The sequence below is a fragment of the Pseudomonas asiatica genome, assembly GCF_040214835.1.
Classification (GTDB): domain Bacteria; phylum Pseudomonadota; class Gammaproteobacteria; order Pseudomonadales; family Pseudomonadaceae; genus Aquipseudomonas; species Aquipseudomonas putida_Z.
In genome coordinates this window covers 5,644,035-5,659,928 of the sequence record NZ_CP157874.1, presented here as the reverse complement: position 1 = coordinate 5,659,928, position 15,894 = coordinate 5,644,035, and the positions used below count along the sequence as shown (strand labels likewise).

Below are 15,894 nucleotides of genomic sequence, written 5' to 3'. Positions count from 1 at the left end.
TCAGGCCTCCTGCTTCTTCAGCATGGCCAGGCTCAGGCCAGTGAACACGACAAAGAAACTGAGCAGGATCAGGCACTGCGGCCACAGCTCGCGCAGGCCCAGCGCCTTGGTGAAGGTGCCGACCGCGATGTCGAGGAAGTAGCCCGCCGGGAACAGCTGGCCCATTACCGCCGCCGCGCCGTCCAGCGACGAGCGTGGCACGATCAGCCCGGAAAACTGGATGGTCGGCAGGCTGGTGATGATCATGGTGCCCAGGATGGCGGCGATCTGGGTGCGGGTGAAGGCCGAGATCAGCAGGCCCAGGCTGGTGGTCGCCAGCAGGTAGGCGACGCCGCCACAGGCCAGGGCCAGCACGCTGCCCTTGAGCGGCACGGCGAACAGCCAGCGGTTCATCGCTACCAGCAGCGCCAGGTTGACCAGGCTCACGGCCAGATAGGGCATCTGCTTGCCGAGCAGAAACTCCAGGCGGGTGAGGGGTGTGGCGTAGAAGTTGGTGATGGAGCCGAGCTCTTTCTCGCGGACGATACCCAGCGCGGTGAGCATGGCCGGGATGAAGGCCAGGATCAGCGCCATTACCCCCGGGCCGATTGCGTTCACGCTGACCACATCCTGGTTGTAGCGAAAACGGGTTTCCAGGCGCACCAGGTCCTGGCGCGGCTGCGGCTGTGGGCTGGCCTTGGCCAGTTGCTCGAGGTTGGCCTGATGCACGGCTTCCACGTAGTTGCGGCTGGTTTCCGCGCGGAACGGCATGCCGCCATCGAGCCAGGCAGCCACCACCGGTTGACGCCCGGCGTACAGGTCGCGGCCAAATCCGGGGGGGATTTCCAGCGCCAGTTTGATTTCCGAGCGCTGCAGGCGCTGGTGCATTTCGCGGGTATCGCGGATGGGCGCTTGTTCGGCGAAATAGCGTGAACCACGGAAGGCTTCCAGATAGGCCCGGCTTTGTGGGCTCTGGTCCTGGTCGTGTACGGCGAAGGCGAGGTTTTCCACATCCAGCGAAATGCCATAGCCGAAGATCACCATCATGAACACCGCCCCCAGCAGGGCGAAGGCCAGGCGTACCTTGTCGCGCAGCAGCTCCTTGCCCTCACGGCTGGCCACCGCCAGCAGGCGACGCAGGCTGAAACCCTGGCGCAGCACCGGCGCAGGCGTGGCGGCCTGTTCCAGCACGGCGTTGTCGGTGGCTTGCGGCGCCAGTTCCTGGGCCTGTTCCAGGCAGCGTACGAACGCGTCTTCCAGGGTGTTGCCCTGGTACTGGCGTTGCAGGGCACCCGGCGTGTCGCAGGCCAGTACCCGGCCTGCATGCATCAGCGAGATGCGGTCGCAGCGTTGGGCTTCGTTCATGAAGTGGGTGGAAAGGAAAATGGTCACGCCCTGCTCGCGTGACAGCTCCACCAGCAGGCGCCAGAAGTCGTCACGGGCAGCCGGGTCGACACCGGAGGTGGGTTCGTCGAGGATCAGCACTTCCGGGCGGTGCAGCACCGCCACCGCCAGCGACAGGCGCTGGCGCAGGCCGAGGGGCAGGGCGCCGGATGGCTGGTCGGCGATGGCACCCAGGTCGAAGCGCTCGATCAGTTCGTCGATACGCTGGGCGCTCTCGGCCTTGGGCAGGTCGAACAGGCGGGCATGCAGGGTCAGGTTCTGTCGGGTGCTGAGCTCGCCATACAGCGAAAAACTCTGCGACATGAAACCGACCCGCTTGCGCGTGGCCAGGTCGCTGGCATCCACCGGGCGGCCGAGCAGGCTGGCGCTGCCTTCGCTGGCCGGCATCAGGCCGGTGAGCACTTTCATGGTGGTGGTCTTGCCGCAGCCGTTGGAGCCCAGGAAGCCGAAGATCTCCCCGCGGCCAATGGCGAAGCTGACCTTGTTCACTGCAGTGAAATCGCCAAAGCGCAGTGTCAGGTCGTGGGCCTCGATGGCGACCGAGGTGTCAGTGGCCGGGCGCGGTGGAATGATGAGCGGAGGGTGTTGTGCCTTGCCTGCACCTTGGTAATGGGTGAAGGCGTCGTCCAGCTTGCCACTGGGGGTGACTGCGGCAAGCTCATGGCTGGGGCCGGCGGCCAGCAGGCGGCCGCCATCGAGCATCAGGCAATGCTCGAACTGTTCGGCCTCCTCCATGTAGGCGGTGGCCACCAGCAGGGTCAGTTGCGGGCGCTGCGCGCGTACCTGTTCGACCAGCTCCCAGAAACGCCGCCGTGACAGTGGGTCGACGCCGGTGGTCGGCTCGTCGAGGATCAGCAGGTCCGGCTCGTGGATCAGCGCGCAGCACAGGCCCAGCTTCTGTTTCATGCCGCCCGACAGCTTGCCCGCCGGGCGCTCGGCAAAGCGCTGCAGGTCGGTGGCCTGCAGCAGGTTGGCCATGCGCTGTTCGCATTCGCGGCGGCCGAGGCCGAACAGGGTGGCGAAAAAACGGATGTTCTCGCTGATCGACAGCTCCGGATACAGGTTGTTGCCCAGCCCCTGCGGCATGAACGCCACTTTCGGGTACAGCGCCGCGCGATGGCGCCGCTGGCGGATCGAGCCACCCAGCACCTGCAGTTCGCCCTGTTGCAGGCGCTTGACGCCGGCGATCAGCCCCAGCAGGGTCGATTTGCCAGCCCCGTCAGGGCCGATCAGCGCGCAGCGGGTGCCCGCCGGCAGGCTGAACCCGAGGGGGTGCAGGGCCACCAGGTCGCCGTAGCGATGGCTGATACCCTCGGCCAGCAGTGCCGGGGCGTTCATTGCAGGTTGGCCGGCCAGTCCACCTCAGCCGTGCGTACATAGCCGGCGCCTGGCATGCCCGGCTTGGCCTGCGGTACGGCGCCCGGGTCGGTCAGGCGCAACTTGACCCGGAACACCAGCTTCTGCCGCTCGTCGCGGGTTTCCACCTGCTTGGGGGTGAACTGGGCCTTGGCCGCGACAAAGGCCACCTTCGCCGGCAGCGCCCGCTCGGGCAGGGCGTCGAGCACGATCCGCGCCTGGTCGCCGACGGTCAGCCGGCCGCTGGTGGAGGCGGGCAGGTAGAGGTTCATGTACTGGTCGCTGGGGTCGATCAGCATCAGTACGCGGCCGCCGGCACCCAACACTTCACCGGGCTCGGCCAGGCGCAGCTGGATGATGCCGTCGATCGGTGCGCGCAGGCTGCTGTCGTCGATCTCGCTGGTGAGCTGCGCCACCTGGGCCTCGGCGGCGCCGATGGCGGCCTTGATCGCCGCCAGTTGGGCGCGGGCGGCGACCACGGCGGCGTTGGCCGTGTCGAAGCGCGCCTGCTGTTGGTCGAGCAACTGCTGGCTGGCGTATTTGCGCTGGAAGATCTCGCGCACGCGCTTGAGCTCCTGGCTGGCCAGTAGCAGTTCGCTTTGGCGCAGCTGCACGCTGGCCTGGGCGGCGGCGTAGTTTTCCCGAGCGCGCAGCACTTCGGCTTCGGCCTGGCTGCGCTGGGCTTCCATGGTACGGGTGTCGATGCGCGCCAGCAGCTGGCCGCGAGTTACCTTGTCACCTTCGTCGACCAGCACTTCGGCCAGGCGGCCGGGGATTTTGCTGGCGATCTGCACTTCGGTGGCTTCCAGCCGGCCGTTGCCCATGCTCAGGCCTTCGGGCAACTGGTCGTGGAGCGACTTCCAGTACCCCAGCCCACCGGCTGTTGCGAGTAGGGCGATCAGCGCGGTGGCGAAGATCCTGGGGGCGTATCGGTTCATCGGTCTGCATCCTTGCGGTCATGCACACTGCATCATGGCCTGCGGCCATTGGCGATGTGTTGATATCAATCAAAGGCCCTGTAGGAGCGGCCTTGTGTCGCGAAAGGGCTGCAAAGCAGCCCCGGCAATTCATGGGGTGACGCTGATATCCCCGGGGCCGCTGTGCGCCCCATCGCGACACAAGGCCGCTCCTACAGGGGACCGCGCCGGTCAGCAAGATCTGACCTTAGCCGCAGTTTCAACGCAAAGCGACAATCACCGCCCATTGCTCTGGCGTCACCGGCATCACCGACAGGCGGCTGCCCTTCTGAACCAGTGGCAGTTCGGCCAGGCCTGTCTGCTGTTTCAGCCAGCCCAGCTCCAGCACCCGTGGCAGGGTTTGCACATGGGCCACATCCACCGCGCTCCACGGGTTTTTGTCGGCCGTGGCCTTGGCATCGTAGTAGTGGCTTTGCGGGTCCAGCGCGGTCGGGTCGGGGTAGGCAGCGCGGGTGATCCTGGCAATGCCGGCGATGCCCGGCTGCGGGCAGCTGGAGTGGTAGAAGAAGAACTCGTCGCCAACGCTCATGGCCCGCAGGAAATTGCGCGCCTGGTAGTTGCGCACGCCGTCCCAGCGCGCTTCGCCGAGGCGGCCGAGGGCTTCGATGGAGAGCTCGTCGGGCTCGGATTTCATCAGCCAGTAGGCCATGGGTGCTGCTCCTGAAAAGGTTTGAAATAACCTGTTGCATGAAACCGACAGTCGGTTGGCGTCAAGGTTTGCGTGCAGACGCAGGTTGTCGGAAAATGCGCCCCGTTTAAAGCGCGATGCTCCGGCGATACCCAGAAAATTGCCGAGCCTGAACAGTTTGCCTGGGGGGCAATCTTCGATGAATCAACGTAACAAGCCGGATCTGCTGTGGATCCTGGTGTTCATTTTCGGCCTGGGTGTGGTCACGACCGGTTATGCGCAAGGGATCTGGGAGCGCAAGCTGGACAACGCCTATCAGATGCCGGTCGACGCCAGCCAGCCGCAACGTTGATGCCTCTGCCGGCGCCGCTCAACGCGGCGCCAGGTACCAGCCACGGTCCGAGACCGTCCCCTGCAGCGGTACATCCCAACTGGCCTGAGCCAGCCGCTCGACCTTCTGGCATTCATGTGCCAGCCCCAACAGCAACGGCTTTTTCCAGGTCTGGCGACGCGCCTGGTAGGCCAGGCTGCGATCATAGAAACCACCGCCCATTCCCAGGCGACCGCCCACTTCGTCGAAACCGACCAACGGTAGCAGGATCAGGTCCAGCGACCAGATCGGGCGCTGGCGCTTGCGCTCGGTGACCGGCTCGGGAATGCGAAAGCGGTTGGGCTTGAGCTTCTCGCCCTGCTCGAAGCGCTGGAACACCATGCGCGTGCGCGGCCAGGCGTGCAGCACCGGCAGGTAGGTGCGCTTGCCACGGCGCTGGGCCTCGCGCAGCAGCAGGTAAGGGTCGATCTCGCCGTCGTTGGGCAGGTAAAGGGCAATGTGCCGAGCGCGTCGGAACAGCGGGTGCTGCGCCAGCTGGCGGTACAGGCCAAGGGCGGCTTGGCGTTGCTGGGCAGGGGTAAGGGCGCGGCGGGCGTTGCGGAGCAGGCGACGGAGCTGGGGGCGGGTGAGCTGCGCGGTGTCGGTCATGGCACGGGCGATCCCAGGTGCTGGCCGACGTGGTCGGCCAAAACGAATTGCCCGCCGGAAGGGGCGGGCAAGAGAATTCAGGCTCCCCGATAAGACCGCTATCGGTGTAGCCCTTGAACCCGAAAGTTCAAGGTGGAGATTGCAGGGGGCGTTAAGGCTTTCCGTCGGGCGGACATGCACACCGGCCCCAGCGTGCAACCCCCGTGGTTGTGCGTATCGGCTCAGGGACATAACCGACTGGCGCATCCCCCAGGGAGTGGCGCCAGTATACCAATCTCAGCCGATTTTGGTATCCGCGTCGTCGGACAATGCCTGGTCGACCCGTTCCAGCAGGTCGCGCACCTGTTCGCGGGTGGTGCCGCCTGCCGGGGCATCGTTGCGGTCTTCCTGGCGGTGCAGCATTTCGTGGGTGATGTTCAACGCTGCCATGACCGCAATGCGGTCGGCGCCGATCACCTTGCCGCTGCTGCGGATCTCGCGCATCTTGCCGTCCAGGTAGCGCGCGGCGCTGACCAGGTTGTTGCGCTCTTCCGGCGGGCAGATGATCGAATATTCCTTGTCGAGGATCTGCACGGTGACGCTATTGCTTGAACTCATGAGTCTTGCTCCAGAGCCTTGAGGCGTAAAATCATCGACTCGACCTTGCGCTTGGCGATCTCGTTCTTTTCGATGAGGTGGGCGCGCTCTTCGCGCCAGGATTTTTCCTGAGCTACTAGGAGTGCATTTTGCCGTTTTAGTTGCTCGACACGTTCGATCAGCAACTCGAATCGGCTCATCAGTGCCTGCAGGTCGTTCTCTTGCGTGGGTTGCACTCGATTCGCTCCGTCGTTGAGTCACCTGGCGATGATGCCTCTCCCTGGGCGGCGACGGCCAGTGCCGATGGTCTTGGCGCGCCTGCCGGTGCTAGGATACAAGGTCTCCATTCTAGTCATTGCGCCGTCTGGCGCCTAGCTGCCCATGCCCAATACCCAATCGCCCTACATCGCCTTCGCCATGCTGCTGTCCAGCAATGGTCATCCTGTCACCCCGGCCGAACTGCACGGCCTGCTGATCGGCCGCAGCTGCGCCGGTGCCGGCTTCGACGCCGACGGCTGGCTGGCCGATGCCGCCCAGCTGCTGGAAACCGAGCCCGGTGACACCGTGCGCAACGCCCTGGTCGGCCTGCAGGAAATGGTCAAGGGCGAGCTGACCAGCGACGACATGGCCATCGTCCTGCTGCTGCCTTCCGACGCCGCCGCCCTGAGCGACCGCGCCACCGCGCTGGGCCAGTGGTGCCAAGGCTTCATTACCGGTTTCGGCCTGAATGCCGGTGGCAAGGACCTGTCCGACGAGGCCAAGGAAGTGCTGCAGGACCTGGTGGCGATTTCCCAGGTCCAGGAAGCCCTCGAGGAGTCCGAGGACGGCGAGAGCGACTACATGGAAGTCATGGAATACCTGCGCGTGGCGCCGTTGCTGCTGTTCTCCGAGCTGGCCAAGCCGGCCGCCCCCGCACCCAAGCCATCGCTGCACTGATCAACCGGGGGTAGTCTGCCCATGAGCCACATTCCCAAGGCCGAGTATGCCCGTCGGCGCAAGGCGCTGATGGCGCAGATGGTCCCCAACAGCATCGCCATCCTGCCCGCCGCCGCGGTTGCCATCCGCAACCGCGACGTCGAGCACGTTTACCGCCAGGACAGCGACTTCCAGTACCTCAGCGGGTTCCCCGAGCCGGAAGCGGTGATTGCGCTGATCCCGGGGCGCGAGCATGGCGAATACGTGCTGTTCTGCCGTGAACGCAACCCCGAGCGCGAACTGTGGGATGGTCTGCGGGCCGGCCAGGAAGGTGCGGTGCGCGATTTTGGCGCAGACGATGCCTTCCCCATCACCGACATCGACGAGATCCTGCCGGGCCTGATCGAAGGCCGTGAGCGGGTGTACAGCGCCATGGGCAGCAACCCCGAGTTCGACCGCCGGCTGATGGACTGGATCAACGTGATCCGCTCCAAGGCCCGCCTGGGCGCCCAGCCGCCGAACGAGTTCGTTGCGCTGGATCATCTGCTGCACGACATGCGCCTGTATAAATCGGCAGCGGAAGTGAAGGTGATGCGCGCTGCCGCAGACATCTCGGCGCGGGCCCACGTGCGGGCCATGCAGGCCTGCCGGGCCGGGTTGCACGAATACAGCCTGGAAGCCGAGCTGGACTACGAGTTCCGCAAGGGCGGGGCGAAGATGCCGGCCTACGGCTCTATCGTTGCGGCCGGGCGCAATGGCTGCATCCTGCACTATCAGCAGAACGACGCCCCGCTCAAAGATGGCGACCTGGTGCTGATCGACGCCGGCTGCGAGATCGACTGCTACGCCAGCGACATCACCCGTACCTTCCCGGTCAGCGGGCGCTTTTCGCCGGAGCAGAAGGCCATCTACGAGCTGGTGCTCAAGGCCCAGGCAGCGGCGTTTGCCGAGATCGCCCCCGGCAAGCACTGGAACCACGCCCATGAGGCGACCGTGCGGGTCATCACCGAGGGCCTGGTGGAACTGGGCCTGCTGACGGGCGAGGTGCAGGCGCTGATCGACAGCGAGGCCTATCGTGCCTTCTACATGCACCGCGCCGGGCACTGGCTGGGCATGGATGTGCACGATGTGGGCGAGTACAAGGTGGGCGGTGAGTGGCGGGTGCTAGAACCCGGCATGGCGCTGACCGTCGAGCCGGGCATCTACATAGGCGCCGACAATCAGGCCGTGGCCAAGAAATGGCGCGGCATTGGTGTAAGGATCGAGGACGACGTGGTAGTGACCAGGCAAGGTTGTGAAATCCTGACTTCGGGCGTGCCGCGCACGGTCGCCGAGATCGAGGCGCTGATGCAGGCCGCCCGCAAGGACGCGGCATGAATCGGGTAAACCTGGCGATCATCGGTGGCGGCCTGGTGGGCGCGAGCCTGGCCCTGGCCCTGCAGGCGGGGGCCAAGGCGCGAGGCTGGAAGATCCTGCTGATCGAGCCGTTCGCCCCCGGTGACAGCTTCCAGCCCAGCTACGACGCGCGTTCGTCGGCACTGTCGTTCGGTACCCAGCAGATCTACCAGCAGCTGGGCCTGTGGCAGGCCATCGGCCATCGCGCCGAGCCGATCCGGCAGATTCACGTATCCGACCGCGGCCGCTTCGGCGCCACCCGCCTGGATGCCCTGGAAGAGGGCGTGCCGGCGCTTGGCTACGTGGTGGAAAACGCCTGGCTGGGCCAGTGCCTGTGGCAAGGGCTGGACAGCGAGGTGGTGAGCTGGCGCTGCCCGGCGGAGGTGACCGCGATGCAGGCCATCGACGGTGGCTACCGCCTGCTGTTGAACGACGACACCCAGCTGGAGTGCGACCTGGCGGTACTGGCCGACGGTGGCCGCTCCGGCCTGCGCGAACAGCTGGGCATCCATGTGCGCCACACGCCCTACCAACAGAGCGCGTTGATCGCCAATATCACCCCGGGCGAGGCCCACGGCGGCCAGGCCTTCGAGCGCTTCACCGAAGAAGGCCCCATGGCCCTGCTACCGCTGCCGGATAACCGCTGCGCGCTGGTCTGGACCCGCCAGGGCATGGACGCGCGACGCCTGGCCGACATCGACGAGCGCAGTTTCCTGCGCGAGCTGCAGGGCGTGTTCGGCTATCGCCTGGGCGCCTTGCGCCAGGTCGGCGCGCGGCACCTCTACCCACTGTCGCTGATCGAGGCCCAGGAGCAGGTGCGGCCGCATCTGGTGGTGCTGGGCAACGCCGCGCACAGCCTGCACCCCATTGCCGGCCAGGGCTTCAACCTGTCGCTGCGTGACGTGCAGGCGCTGGCCGAGGCGCTGCTGGCCGGGCCGCAGCAGCCTGGCGATCTGACCACGTTGCAGGCCTACCACCAGCGCCAGCGCCTGGACCAGGCCATGACCATCGGTTTTTCCGACCAGGTCACCCGCCTGTTCGGCAGCAGCCAGCCATTGCTGGCTGCCGGGCGCAACCTTGGCCTGCTCGGGCTCGACCTGCTGCCACCGGCCAAAAGCTGGTTCGCCCGCCAGGCCATGGGCCTGGGCACCCGCCCCGATCCGCGAGGTCAGGCATGAGTGACGACGCGCGCAGGCTGGCGCGCCGGGCGTGCCTGTTGCGCTGGCGGCTGAACCTGTTCCCGCCGCACCTCGGTGCTGGTATCCGCGTGCAGCACATCAGCCCGGACCTGCGCAGCGTCAAGGTGGCGATGAAGCTGACCCGCTGGAACCGCAACTACGTCGGCACCCAGTGCGGCGGCAGCCTGTACGGCATGGTCGACCCGTTCTACATGCTGCTGTTGATCGAGCAGCTGGGGCGTGACTACATCGTCTGGGACAAGGCTGCCAGCATCGATTTCATTTCGCCGGGCAAAGGCCCGGTGTATGCCGAACTCCACGTCGATGACGCGCTGCTGGACGAAATCCGCCAGCAGACCGCCACCGGCAAGAAGTGCCTGCCGCGTTTGCAGGTCGATATCCGCGACGGCGCCGGCGAGCTGGTGGCGCGGGTCGATAAAACCCTATATGTGCGGCTCAAGCCGCAAGCGAGGCTGGCGTAAGGCATGGAAATGCGCGCAGATCTGTTGATTGTCGGTGCCGGTATGGTCGGCAGCGCCCTGGCCCTGGCGTTGCGCCACAGTGGCTTGCAAATCCTCTTGCTCGACGGCGGCCCGCTGACGGTCAAGCCGTTCGATGCCCAGGCCCCGTTCGAGCCGCGTGTCAGCGCGCTGTCGGCAGCCAGCCAGCGCATCCTCGAGCGCCTTGGCGCCTGGGATGGCATTGCCCAGCGGCGTGCCACTCCATACTCGGACATGCATGTGTGGGATGGCAGCGGCACCGGGCAGATTCACTTCTCGGCTGCCAGCGTGCATGCCCAGGTGCTCGGCCACATCGTCGAGAACCGGGTGGTGCAGGATGGCCTGCTGGAGCGCCTGCATGACAGCGACATCGGCCTGCTGCCCAACGCGCGGCTCGAACAGCTGCGCCGCTCCGGCGACGAGTGGCTGCTGACCCTCGCCGATGGCCGCCAGCTGCGTGCGCCGCTGGTGATTGCGGCCGACGGTGCCAACTCTGCAGTGCGGCGCCTGGCCGGCTGCGAAACCCGCGAGTGGGATTACCTGCACCATGCCATCGTCACCAGCGTGCGTTGCAGCGCCGGGCACCAAGCCACGGCCTGGCAGCGCTTCACCGATGAAGGGCCACTGGCGTTCCTGCCGCTGACCCGCGATGGCCAGCAGGACTGGTGCTCGATCGTGTGGTCGACCACCCCCGAGCATGCCGAGCAGTTGATGGCGCTGGATGAAGCGGCCTTCCTGAAAGCCCTGGAGCGGGCTTTCGAGGGGCGCCTGGGTGATGTGCTGCAGGCCGACCCGCGGCTGTGCGTGCCGCTGCGCCAGCGCCACGCCAAGCGCTATGTGGATGAAGGCCTGGCATTGATCGGCGATGCCGCGCACACCATTCACCCGCTGGCCGGGCAGGGCGTGAACCTAGGCTTCCTCGATGCTGCGGTGCTGGCCGAGGTGCTGGTCAACGCCTGCGAGCGTGGCGAGCGGCTGGCGGATGTGAAGGTACTGAGCCGTTACGAGCGACGGCGCATGCCGCACAACCTGGCGCTGATGGCGGCGATGGAAGGGTTCGAGCGGTTGTTCCAGGCCAACCCGTTGCCGTTGCGCTGGTTGCGTAACAGCGGGTTGAAGCTGGTGGAGCAGATGCCGGAGGCCAAGGCGCTGTTCGTGCGGCAGGCGCTGGGTTTGAGCGGTGATCTGCCGGATCTGGCCAAGGCTTGAGATTGTCGGGGCCGCTTTGCGGCCCTTTCGCGATACAAGGCCGCTCCTACAGGGGGACGCAATCTCTTGTAGGAGCGGCCTTGTGTCGCGATGGGCTGCACAGCAGCCCCCTCTGCAACATCCGGTAACGCCTATGTAGATGAGTCGGAAAATGGGATTCACTACCATTTGCGCCTCTCATACGATCCGAGGAGTGCTTTCCATGTTGCCACGCAAGCCCCTACTGGCCGCCCTGGCCCTGACCCTGTTTGGCGGCACCGCCCACGCAGCGGACGAAGTGGTGGTGTACTCCTCGCGCATCGACGAGCTGATCAAGCCGGTGTTCGATGCCTATACCGCCAAGACCGGGGTCAAGATCAAGTTCATCACCGACAAGGAAGCCCCGCTGATGCAGCGCATCAAGGCCGAGGGCGAAAACGGCGTGGCCGACCTGCTGCTGACCGTCGATGCCGGCAACCTGTGGCAGGCTGAGCAGATGGGCATCCTGCAGCCGATCAAGTCCGACATCATCGACCAGAACATCCCGTCGCAGTACCGCGCCTCGTCCCACGACTGGACCGGCCTGAGCCTGCGCGCCCGCACCATCATCTACTCCACCGAGCGGGTCAAGCCGCAGGAGCTGAGCACCTACGAAGCCCTGGCCGACAAGCAGTGGGAAGGCCGCCTGTGCCTGCGCACGGCGAAGAAGGTGTACAACCAGTCGCTGACCGCCACCCTGATCGAAACCCACGGCGAGGCGAAGACCGAGCAGATCGTCAAAGGCTGGGTCAACAACCTGTCCACCGACGTGTTCTCCGACGACAACGCAGTGATCCAGGCCATCGAGGCCGGCCAGTGCGACGTGGGCGTGGTCAACACCTACTACTACGGCCGCCTGCACAATCAGAACCCGAAACTGCCGGTGAAGATCTTCTGGCCCAACCAGGGTGACCGTGGCGTGCACGTGAACCTGTCGGGCATCGGCCTGACCAAGCATGCGCCACACCCGGAGGCGGCGAAGAAGCTGGTGGAATGGATGACCGGTGAAGAGGCGCAGAAGCTGTTCGCCGACATCAACCAGGAGTTCCCGGCCAACCCGAAGGTCAAACCATCGGAAGAAGTGGCAGCGTGGGGCAGCTTCAAGGCTGACAGCATTCCGGTGGAAATCGCCGGCAAGCGCCAGGCTGAAGCGATTCGCTTGATGGATCGGGCTGGCTGGAACTAAGCGCCAGGCTTTATCCTTCCGGGGCCTTTCAGGGCCTCTTCGCGGGCATGCCCGCTCCCACAGGATTACTCGATCCCTGTGGGAGCGGGCGTGCCCGCGAACGACCGCATAGCGGTCGCAAATCAGCCACAGAGACATTCAACTTGCCCCACACCCCCCAACGCCGCTGGTACCTCCCGGTCACCCTGGTCGCCGCCCTGGTGCTCCTGCCCCTGAGCGTCCTGCTGTTGTCCTGGCAGTCGATCGACCTGCAGATCTGGTCGCACCTGCTCGACACCCAGATGACTCGCCTGCTGGGCAATACTCTGACGCTGGTGGTGGGTGTGGGCATCGGCGTCACCGTGCTGGGCGTCAGCCTGGCCTGGCTGACCAGCCTCTGCGAGTTCCCTGGCCGGCGCTGGCTGGACTGGGCGCTGATGCTACCGTTCGCCATCCCGGCCTATGTGCTGGCGTTCGTCTTCGTCGGCCTGCTGGACTTCGCCGGCCCGGTGCAGAGCGCCCTGCGCGAGGTGTTCGGGCCGATGCGCCTGCCGCGGGTACGCTCTACCGGCGGGGTGATCGTCGTCCTGGTGCTGGTGTTCTACCCCTATGTCTACCTGCTGGCGCGCAGCGCATTCCTGGCCCAGGGCAAGGGCCTGATGGAAGCGGCGCGGGTGCTGGGGTTGTCCCCGCTGCAAGCGTTCTGGCGTGTGGCCCTGCCTATGGCACGGCCCGCGATCGGCGCCGGTATTGCCCTGGCCCTGATGGAAACCCTGGCCGACTTCGGCGCGGTGGCGGTGTTCAACTTCGACACCTTCACCACGGCCATCTACAAGACCTGGTACGGCTTCTTCAGCCTGTCCAGCGCGGCCCAGCTGGCCAGCCTGTTGCTGCTGGCGGTGATGCTGGTGCTGTATGGCGAGCGCCGTGCCAGGGGGGCCAGCCGCAGCGGCAACGAGCGGCCGCGCGGGCAGGCGCTGTATCACCTGCGCGGGTTCAAGGCATTGCTGGCCAGTGGCTGGTGCCTGCTGGTGTTCGCCTGCGCATTCGTCATCCCGCTGCTGCAACTGCTGGCGTGGTTCTGGCAGCGCGGGCGGCATGACCTGGACGAGCGCTATGTCGGCCTGGTGCTGCACACCCTGTACCTGGGCGGCATGGCGGCGCTGGTCACGGTGTGCGTGGCGTTGCTGCTGGCCTTTGCCCGGCGCCAGGCGCCGACGGGCGGTATCCGCGCCGGGGTAGGCCTGGCCAACCTGGGCTATGCCTTGCCCGGCTCGGTGCTGGCGGTGTCGATCATGCTGGCCTTCAGTTACCTCGACAACCACCTGGTCATCCCGCTGTCCAGCTGGCTGGGCGGTGCCGGCAAGCCGCTGCTGCTGGGCAGCCTGGCCGCATTGCTGCTGGCCTACCTGGTGCGCTTCATCGCGGTGGCCTACGGGCCGCTGGAGAGCAGCCTGGAGCGGATCCGCCCGTCACTGCCCGAGGCATCCCGCAGCCTGGGCGTCGGTGGCGTGGGATTGTTTTTCAAGGTGTATCTGCCGCTGCTGGTGCCTGGCGCGCTCAGCGCCGCCCTGCTGGTGTTCGTCGACGTGCTCAAGGAAATGCCAGCCACCTTGCTGATGCGCCCGTTCGGCTGGGACACCTTGGCGGTAAGGGTGTTCGAGATGACCAGCGAGGGTGAGTGGGCGCGTGCATCTTTGCCGGCACTGACGCTGGTGCTGGTGGGCCTGCTGCCGGTCATCGGCCTGATCCGCCGTTCGGCACGTCGACCCGGTCACAGTCACTGAGGGTGCCAGCCCGCGCCCTTGCGGCTACAATGCGCGGCATTCGCGCGGCGGGTCCTACACAAGAAGAGCTGACGACCCGACGTCATCGACCGCCGCCGCTTCGCCACGCCCGGAAGGAGAAACCCATGGGACAGCGCACGCTTTTGTATGACCTGCACCTGGCGCTTGGCGCCAAGACGGTCGATTTCGGTGGCTGGGACATGCCCCTGCACTATGGCTCGCAGGTCGAGGAGCACCATCAGGTGCGCAGCGATTGCGGAGTGTTCGATGTTTCCCACATGACCGTGATCGATGTCGATGGTAGCGACGCCACTGCCTGGTTGCAGCGTCTGCTGGCCAACGACGTGGCCCGCCTCGACGACACCGGCAAGGCGCTTTACAGCCCGCTGCTGCAGGCGCAGGGCGGGGTGATCGATGACCTGATCGTCTACCGCACGGAAGATGGCTATCGTCTGGTCACCAACGCCGCCACTCGCGCCAAGGTGCTCGACTGGCTGCAGCTGCAGCGTGACGGTTTTGCCGTGGACTTCGAGGTCCGCCCAGACCTTGCCATCCTTGCCATCCAGGGCCCGCATGCCCGAGATAAGGTTGCGGCCCTGCTCAGCTCCGCGCGTGCCGCGCTGATCCGCGAGTTGCGCCCGTTCGAAGGCGTTGCCGAAGGCGACTGGTTCATTGCCCGCACCGGTTATACCGGTGAAGACGGCCTGGAGATCATCCTCCCGGGCGAGCAGGCCGTGGCTTTCTTCAACGACCTGGTCGGTGCCGGTATAGCCCCTAGCGGCCTTGGTGCCCGCGATACCCTGCGCCTGGAAGCCGGCATGAACCTGTACGGCCAGGACATCGACGAAACCCACACCCCGCTTACCTCCAACCTGGGCTGGAGCATCGCCTGGGAGCCGGCCGAGCGCGATTTCATCGGCCGCGCCGGGCTGCTGGCGGAAATCGAGCACGGCGTGCAGGAAAAACTGGTCGGCCTGGTGCTGGAAGAGCGCGGCGTGCTGCGTGCCCACCAGGTGGTGCGTGTAGCCGGGATTGGCGAAGGGGAGATCACCAGTGGTAGTTTCTCGCCTACGCTGAGCAAGTCCATTGCCCTTGCACGCGTGCCCATGGCCACCGGCGACCGGGCCGAGGTGGAAATCCGCGGCAAGTGGTACCCGGTGCGGGTGGTCAAACCGACCTTCGTGCGCCACGGCAAGATCCTGATCTGAACAATTTTTAACCGGCGGGCGTACCGCTGAGCCAATCGAGGAATTCAAGACATGAGCAATATCCCCGCCGACCTGCGTTTTGCCGAAAGCCACGAGTGGGCTCGCGTGGAAGCCGACGGCACCGTGACCGTGGGTATCAGCGACCACGCCCAGGAAGCCCTGGGTGACGTGGTGTTCGTCGAGCTGGCCGAAGTCGGCAAGGTATTCGCCGCTGGCGACGCTGCCGGTGTGGTCGAGTCGGTCAAGGCCGCCTCGGACATCTATGCCCCGGTCGGTGGCGAAGTGATCGCGGTCAACGAAGAGCTGGCTGACAGCCCTGAGCTGCTCAACGAAGAACCTTACGAGTCGTGGATCTTCAAGCTGAAGCCAAGCAACCCGGCCGAGCTGGACAAGCTGCTGGATGCTGCTGGTTACGCGGCCGCCATCGGCGAGTAAGACCGCGTTGCCTTCTTCGCGGCTAAAGCCGCTCCCACAGGGACTGCACAGCGTCTGATACCTGTGCGGTCCCTGTGGGAGCGGCTTTAGCCGCGAAGAGGGCGGTACTGCAAAACAAGTTTCCCCGCAGAATCGGCAATCCCTTCCTAGACTTGTAAGTCTCCATGAGAGCTGTTCCAGGAAGA

Annotated in this window: 16 protein-coding genes and 1 other RNA gene; 10 read left to right on the top strand and 7 right to left on the bottom strand. The window is 65.8% G+C overall.

Annotated elements, in window-relative coordinates:
• The 3 genes from rbbA to ABNP31_RS25220 all read right to left on the bottom strand — a co-directional run bounded on the left by rbbA (window position 1) and on the right by ABNP31_RS25220 (window position 4,365).
• Entirely contained in the window at window positions 1-2,721 is a 2,721-nt protein-coding gene (gene rbbA / locus ABNP31_RS25230) for a ribosome-associated ATPase/putative transporter RbbA (protein ID WP_350012869.1), read from the bottom strand.
• Window positions 2,718-3,677 (bottom strand): HlyD family secretion protein, encoded by a 960-nt coding sequence (locus ABNP31_RS25225; RefSeq protein WP_085704041.1) that lies wholly within the window; start codon window positions 3,675-3,677, stop codon window positions 2,718-2,720. The genes rbbA and ABNP31_RS25225 overlap by 4 nt, the downstream gene beginning before the upstream one ends.
• Window positions 3,678-3,915: 238 nt before the next feature.
• Window positions 3,916-4,365 (bottom strand): EVE domain-containing protein, encoded by a 450-nt coding sequence (locus ABNP31_RS25220; RefSeq protein ID WP_075046713.1) that lies wholly within the window; start codon window positions 4,363-4,365, stop codon window positions 3,916-3,918.
• Between the two features lie 178 nt (window positions 4,366-4,543).
• Between ABNP31_RS25220 and ABNP31_RS25215 the strand changes: the two genes are divergently transcribed.
• Entirely contained in the window at window positions 4,544-4,696 is a 153-nt protein-coding gene (locus tag ABNP31_RS25215) for a hypothetical protein (protein WP_013974724.1), read from the top strand.
• Between the two features lie 18 nt (window positions 4,697-4,714).
• Here the strand turns inward: ABNP31_RS25215 and ABNP31_RS25210 are convergent, their stop codons facing one another.
• From ABNP31_RS25210 to ABNP31_RS25195, 4 genes are all read right to left on the bottom strand, one after another.
• Window positions 4,715-5,323: a 5-formyltetrahydrofolate cyclo-ligase gene (locus ABNP31_RS25210; RefSeq protein WP_003259369.1), complete on the bottom strand. Its 609-nt coding sequence runs from the start codon at window positions 5,321-5,323 to the stop codon at window positions 4,715-4,717.
• 79 nt (window positions 5,324-5,402) lie between these two features.
• A non-coding RNA gene (gene ssrS, locus ABNP31_RS25205) (6S RNA) lies at window positions 5,403-5,582 on the bottom strand.
• 17 nt (window positions 5,583-5,599) lie between these two features.
• A complete protein-coding gene (locus tag ABNP31_RS25200) occupies window positions 5,600-5,920 on the bottom strand; it encodes a cell division protein ZapA (RefSeq protein WP_003259368.1) in 321 nt (106 codons plus the stop codon).
• The gene (locus tag ABNP31_RS25195; protein WP_029886233.1) at window positions 5,917-6,099 is read right to left on the bottom strand and encodes a TIGR02449 family protein; all 183 of its coding nucleotides are present in this window, start codon (window positions 6,097-6,099) and stop codon (window positions 5,917-5,919) included. The genes ABNP31_RS25200 and ABNP31_RS25195 overlap by 4 nt, the downstream gene beginning before the upstream one ends.
• A gap of 181 nt (window positions 6,100-6,280) precedes the next feature.
• On the opposite strand from ABNP31_RS25195, the gene ABNP31_RS25190 reads away from it, so the two are divergent.
• The 9 genes from ABNP31_RS25190 to gcvH all read left to right on the top strand — a co-directional run bounded on the left by ABNP31_RS25190 (window position 6,281) and on the right by gcvH (window position 15,709).
• Window positions 6,281-6,835, top strand: coding sequence for a YecA family protein (locus tag ABNP31_RS25190; protein WP_102083256.1), 555 nt, complete (start codon window positions 6,281-6,283; stop codon window positions 6,833-6,835).
• A 21-nt stretch (window positions 6,836-6,856) separates the two neighbouring features.
• Window positions 6,857-8,191 (top strand): Xaa-Pro aminopeptidase, encoded by a 1,335-nt coding sequence (gene pepP / locus ABNP31_RS25185; RefSeq protein WP_025341052.1) that lies wholly within the window; start codon window positions 6,857-6,859, stop codon window positions 8,189-8,191.
• The gene (ubiH, locus tag ABNP31_RS25180) at window positions 8,188-9,387 is read left to right on the top strand and encodes a 2-octaprenyl-6-methoxyphenyl hydroxylase (RefSeq protein ID WP_085664304.1); all 1,200 of its coding nucleotides are present in this window, start codon (window positions 8,188-8,190) and stop codon (window positions 9,385-9,387) included. The genes pepP and ubiH overlap by 4 nt, the downstream gene beginning before the upstream one ends.
• On the top strand, window positions 9,384-9,869 hold the full coding sequence (locus ABNP31_RS25175; RefSeq protein ID WP_085615886.1) for a DUF4442 domain-containing protein: 486 nt from the start codon (window positions 9,384-9,386) through the stop codon (window positions 9,867-9,869). Before ubiH ends, ABNP31_RS25175 begins: the two co-directional genes overlap by 4 nt.
• Before the next feature lie 9 nt (window positions 9,870-9,878).
• Complete coding sequence (locus tag ABNP31_RS25170) at window positions 9,879-11,096, top strand: 2-octaprenyl-3-methyl-6-methoxy-1,4-benzoquinol hydroxylase (RefSeq protein ID WP_176240876.1); 1,218 nt, start codon at window positions 9,879-9,881, stop codon at window positions 11,094-11,096.
• Between the two features lie 202 nt (window positions 11,097-11,298).
• Window positions 11,299-12,300 (top strand): extracellular solute-binding protein, encoded by a 1,002-nt coding sequence (locus ABNP31_RS25165; RefSeq protein ID WP_085615884.1) that lies wholly within the window; start codon window positions 11,299-11,301, stop codon window positions 12,298-12,300.
• 143 nt (window positions 12,301-12,443) lie between these two features.
• The gene (locus tag ABNP31_RS25160) at window positions 12,444-14,066 is read left to right on the top strand and encodes an ABC transporter permease (protein ID WP_085664306.1); all 1,623 of its coding nucleotides are present in this window, start codon (window positions 12,444-12,446) and stop codon (window positions 14,064-14,066) included.
• 125 nt (window positions 14,067-14,191) lie between these two features.
• Window positions 14,192-15,274: a glycine cleavage system aminomethyltransferase GcvT gene (gene gcvT / locus ABNP31_RS25155; RefSeq protein WP_350012868.1), complete on the top strand. Its 1,083-nt coding sequence runs from the start codon at window positions 14,192-14,194 to the stop codon at window positions 15,272-15,274.
• Window positions 15,275-15,325: 51 nt separating this feature from the next.
• Window positions 15,326-15,709: a glycine cleavage system protein GcvH gene (gene gcvH / locus ABNP31_RS25150; protein ID WP_085664308.1), complete on the top strand. Its 384-nt coding sequence runs from the start codon at window positions 15,326-15,328 to the stop codon at window positions 15,707-15,709.
• Window positions 15,710-15,894 lie beyond the last annotated feature (185 nt).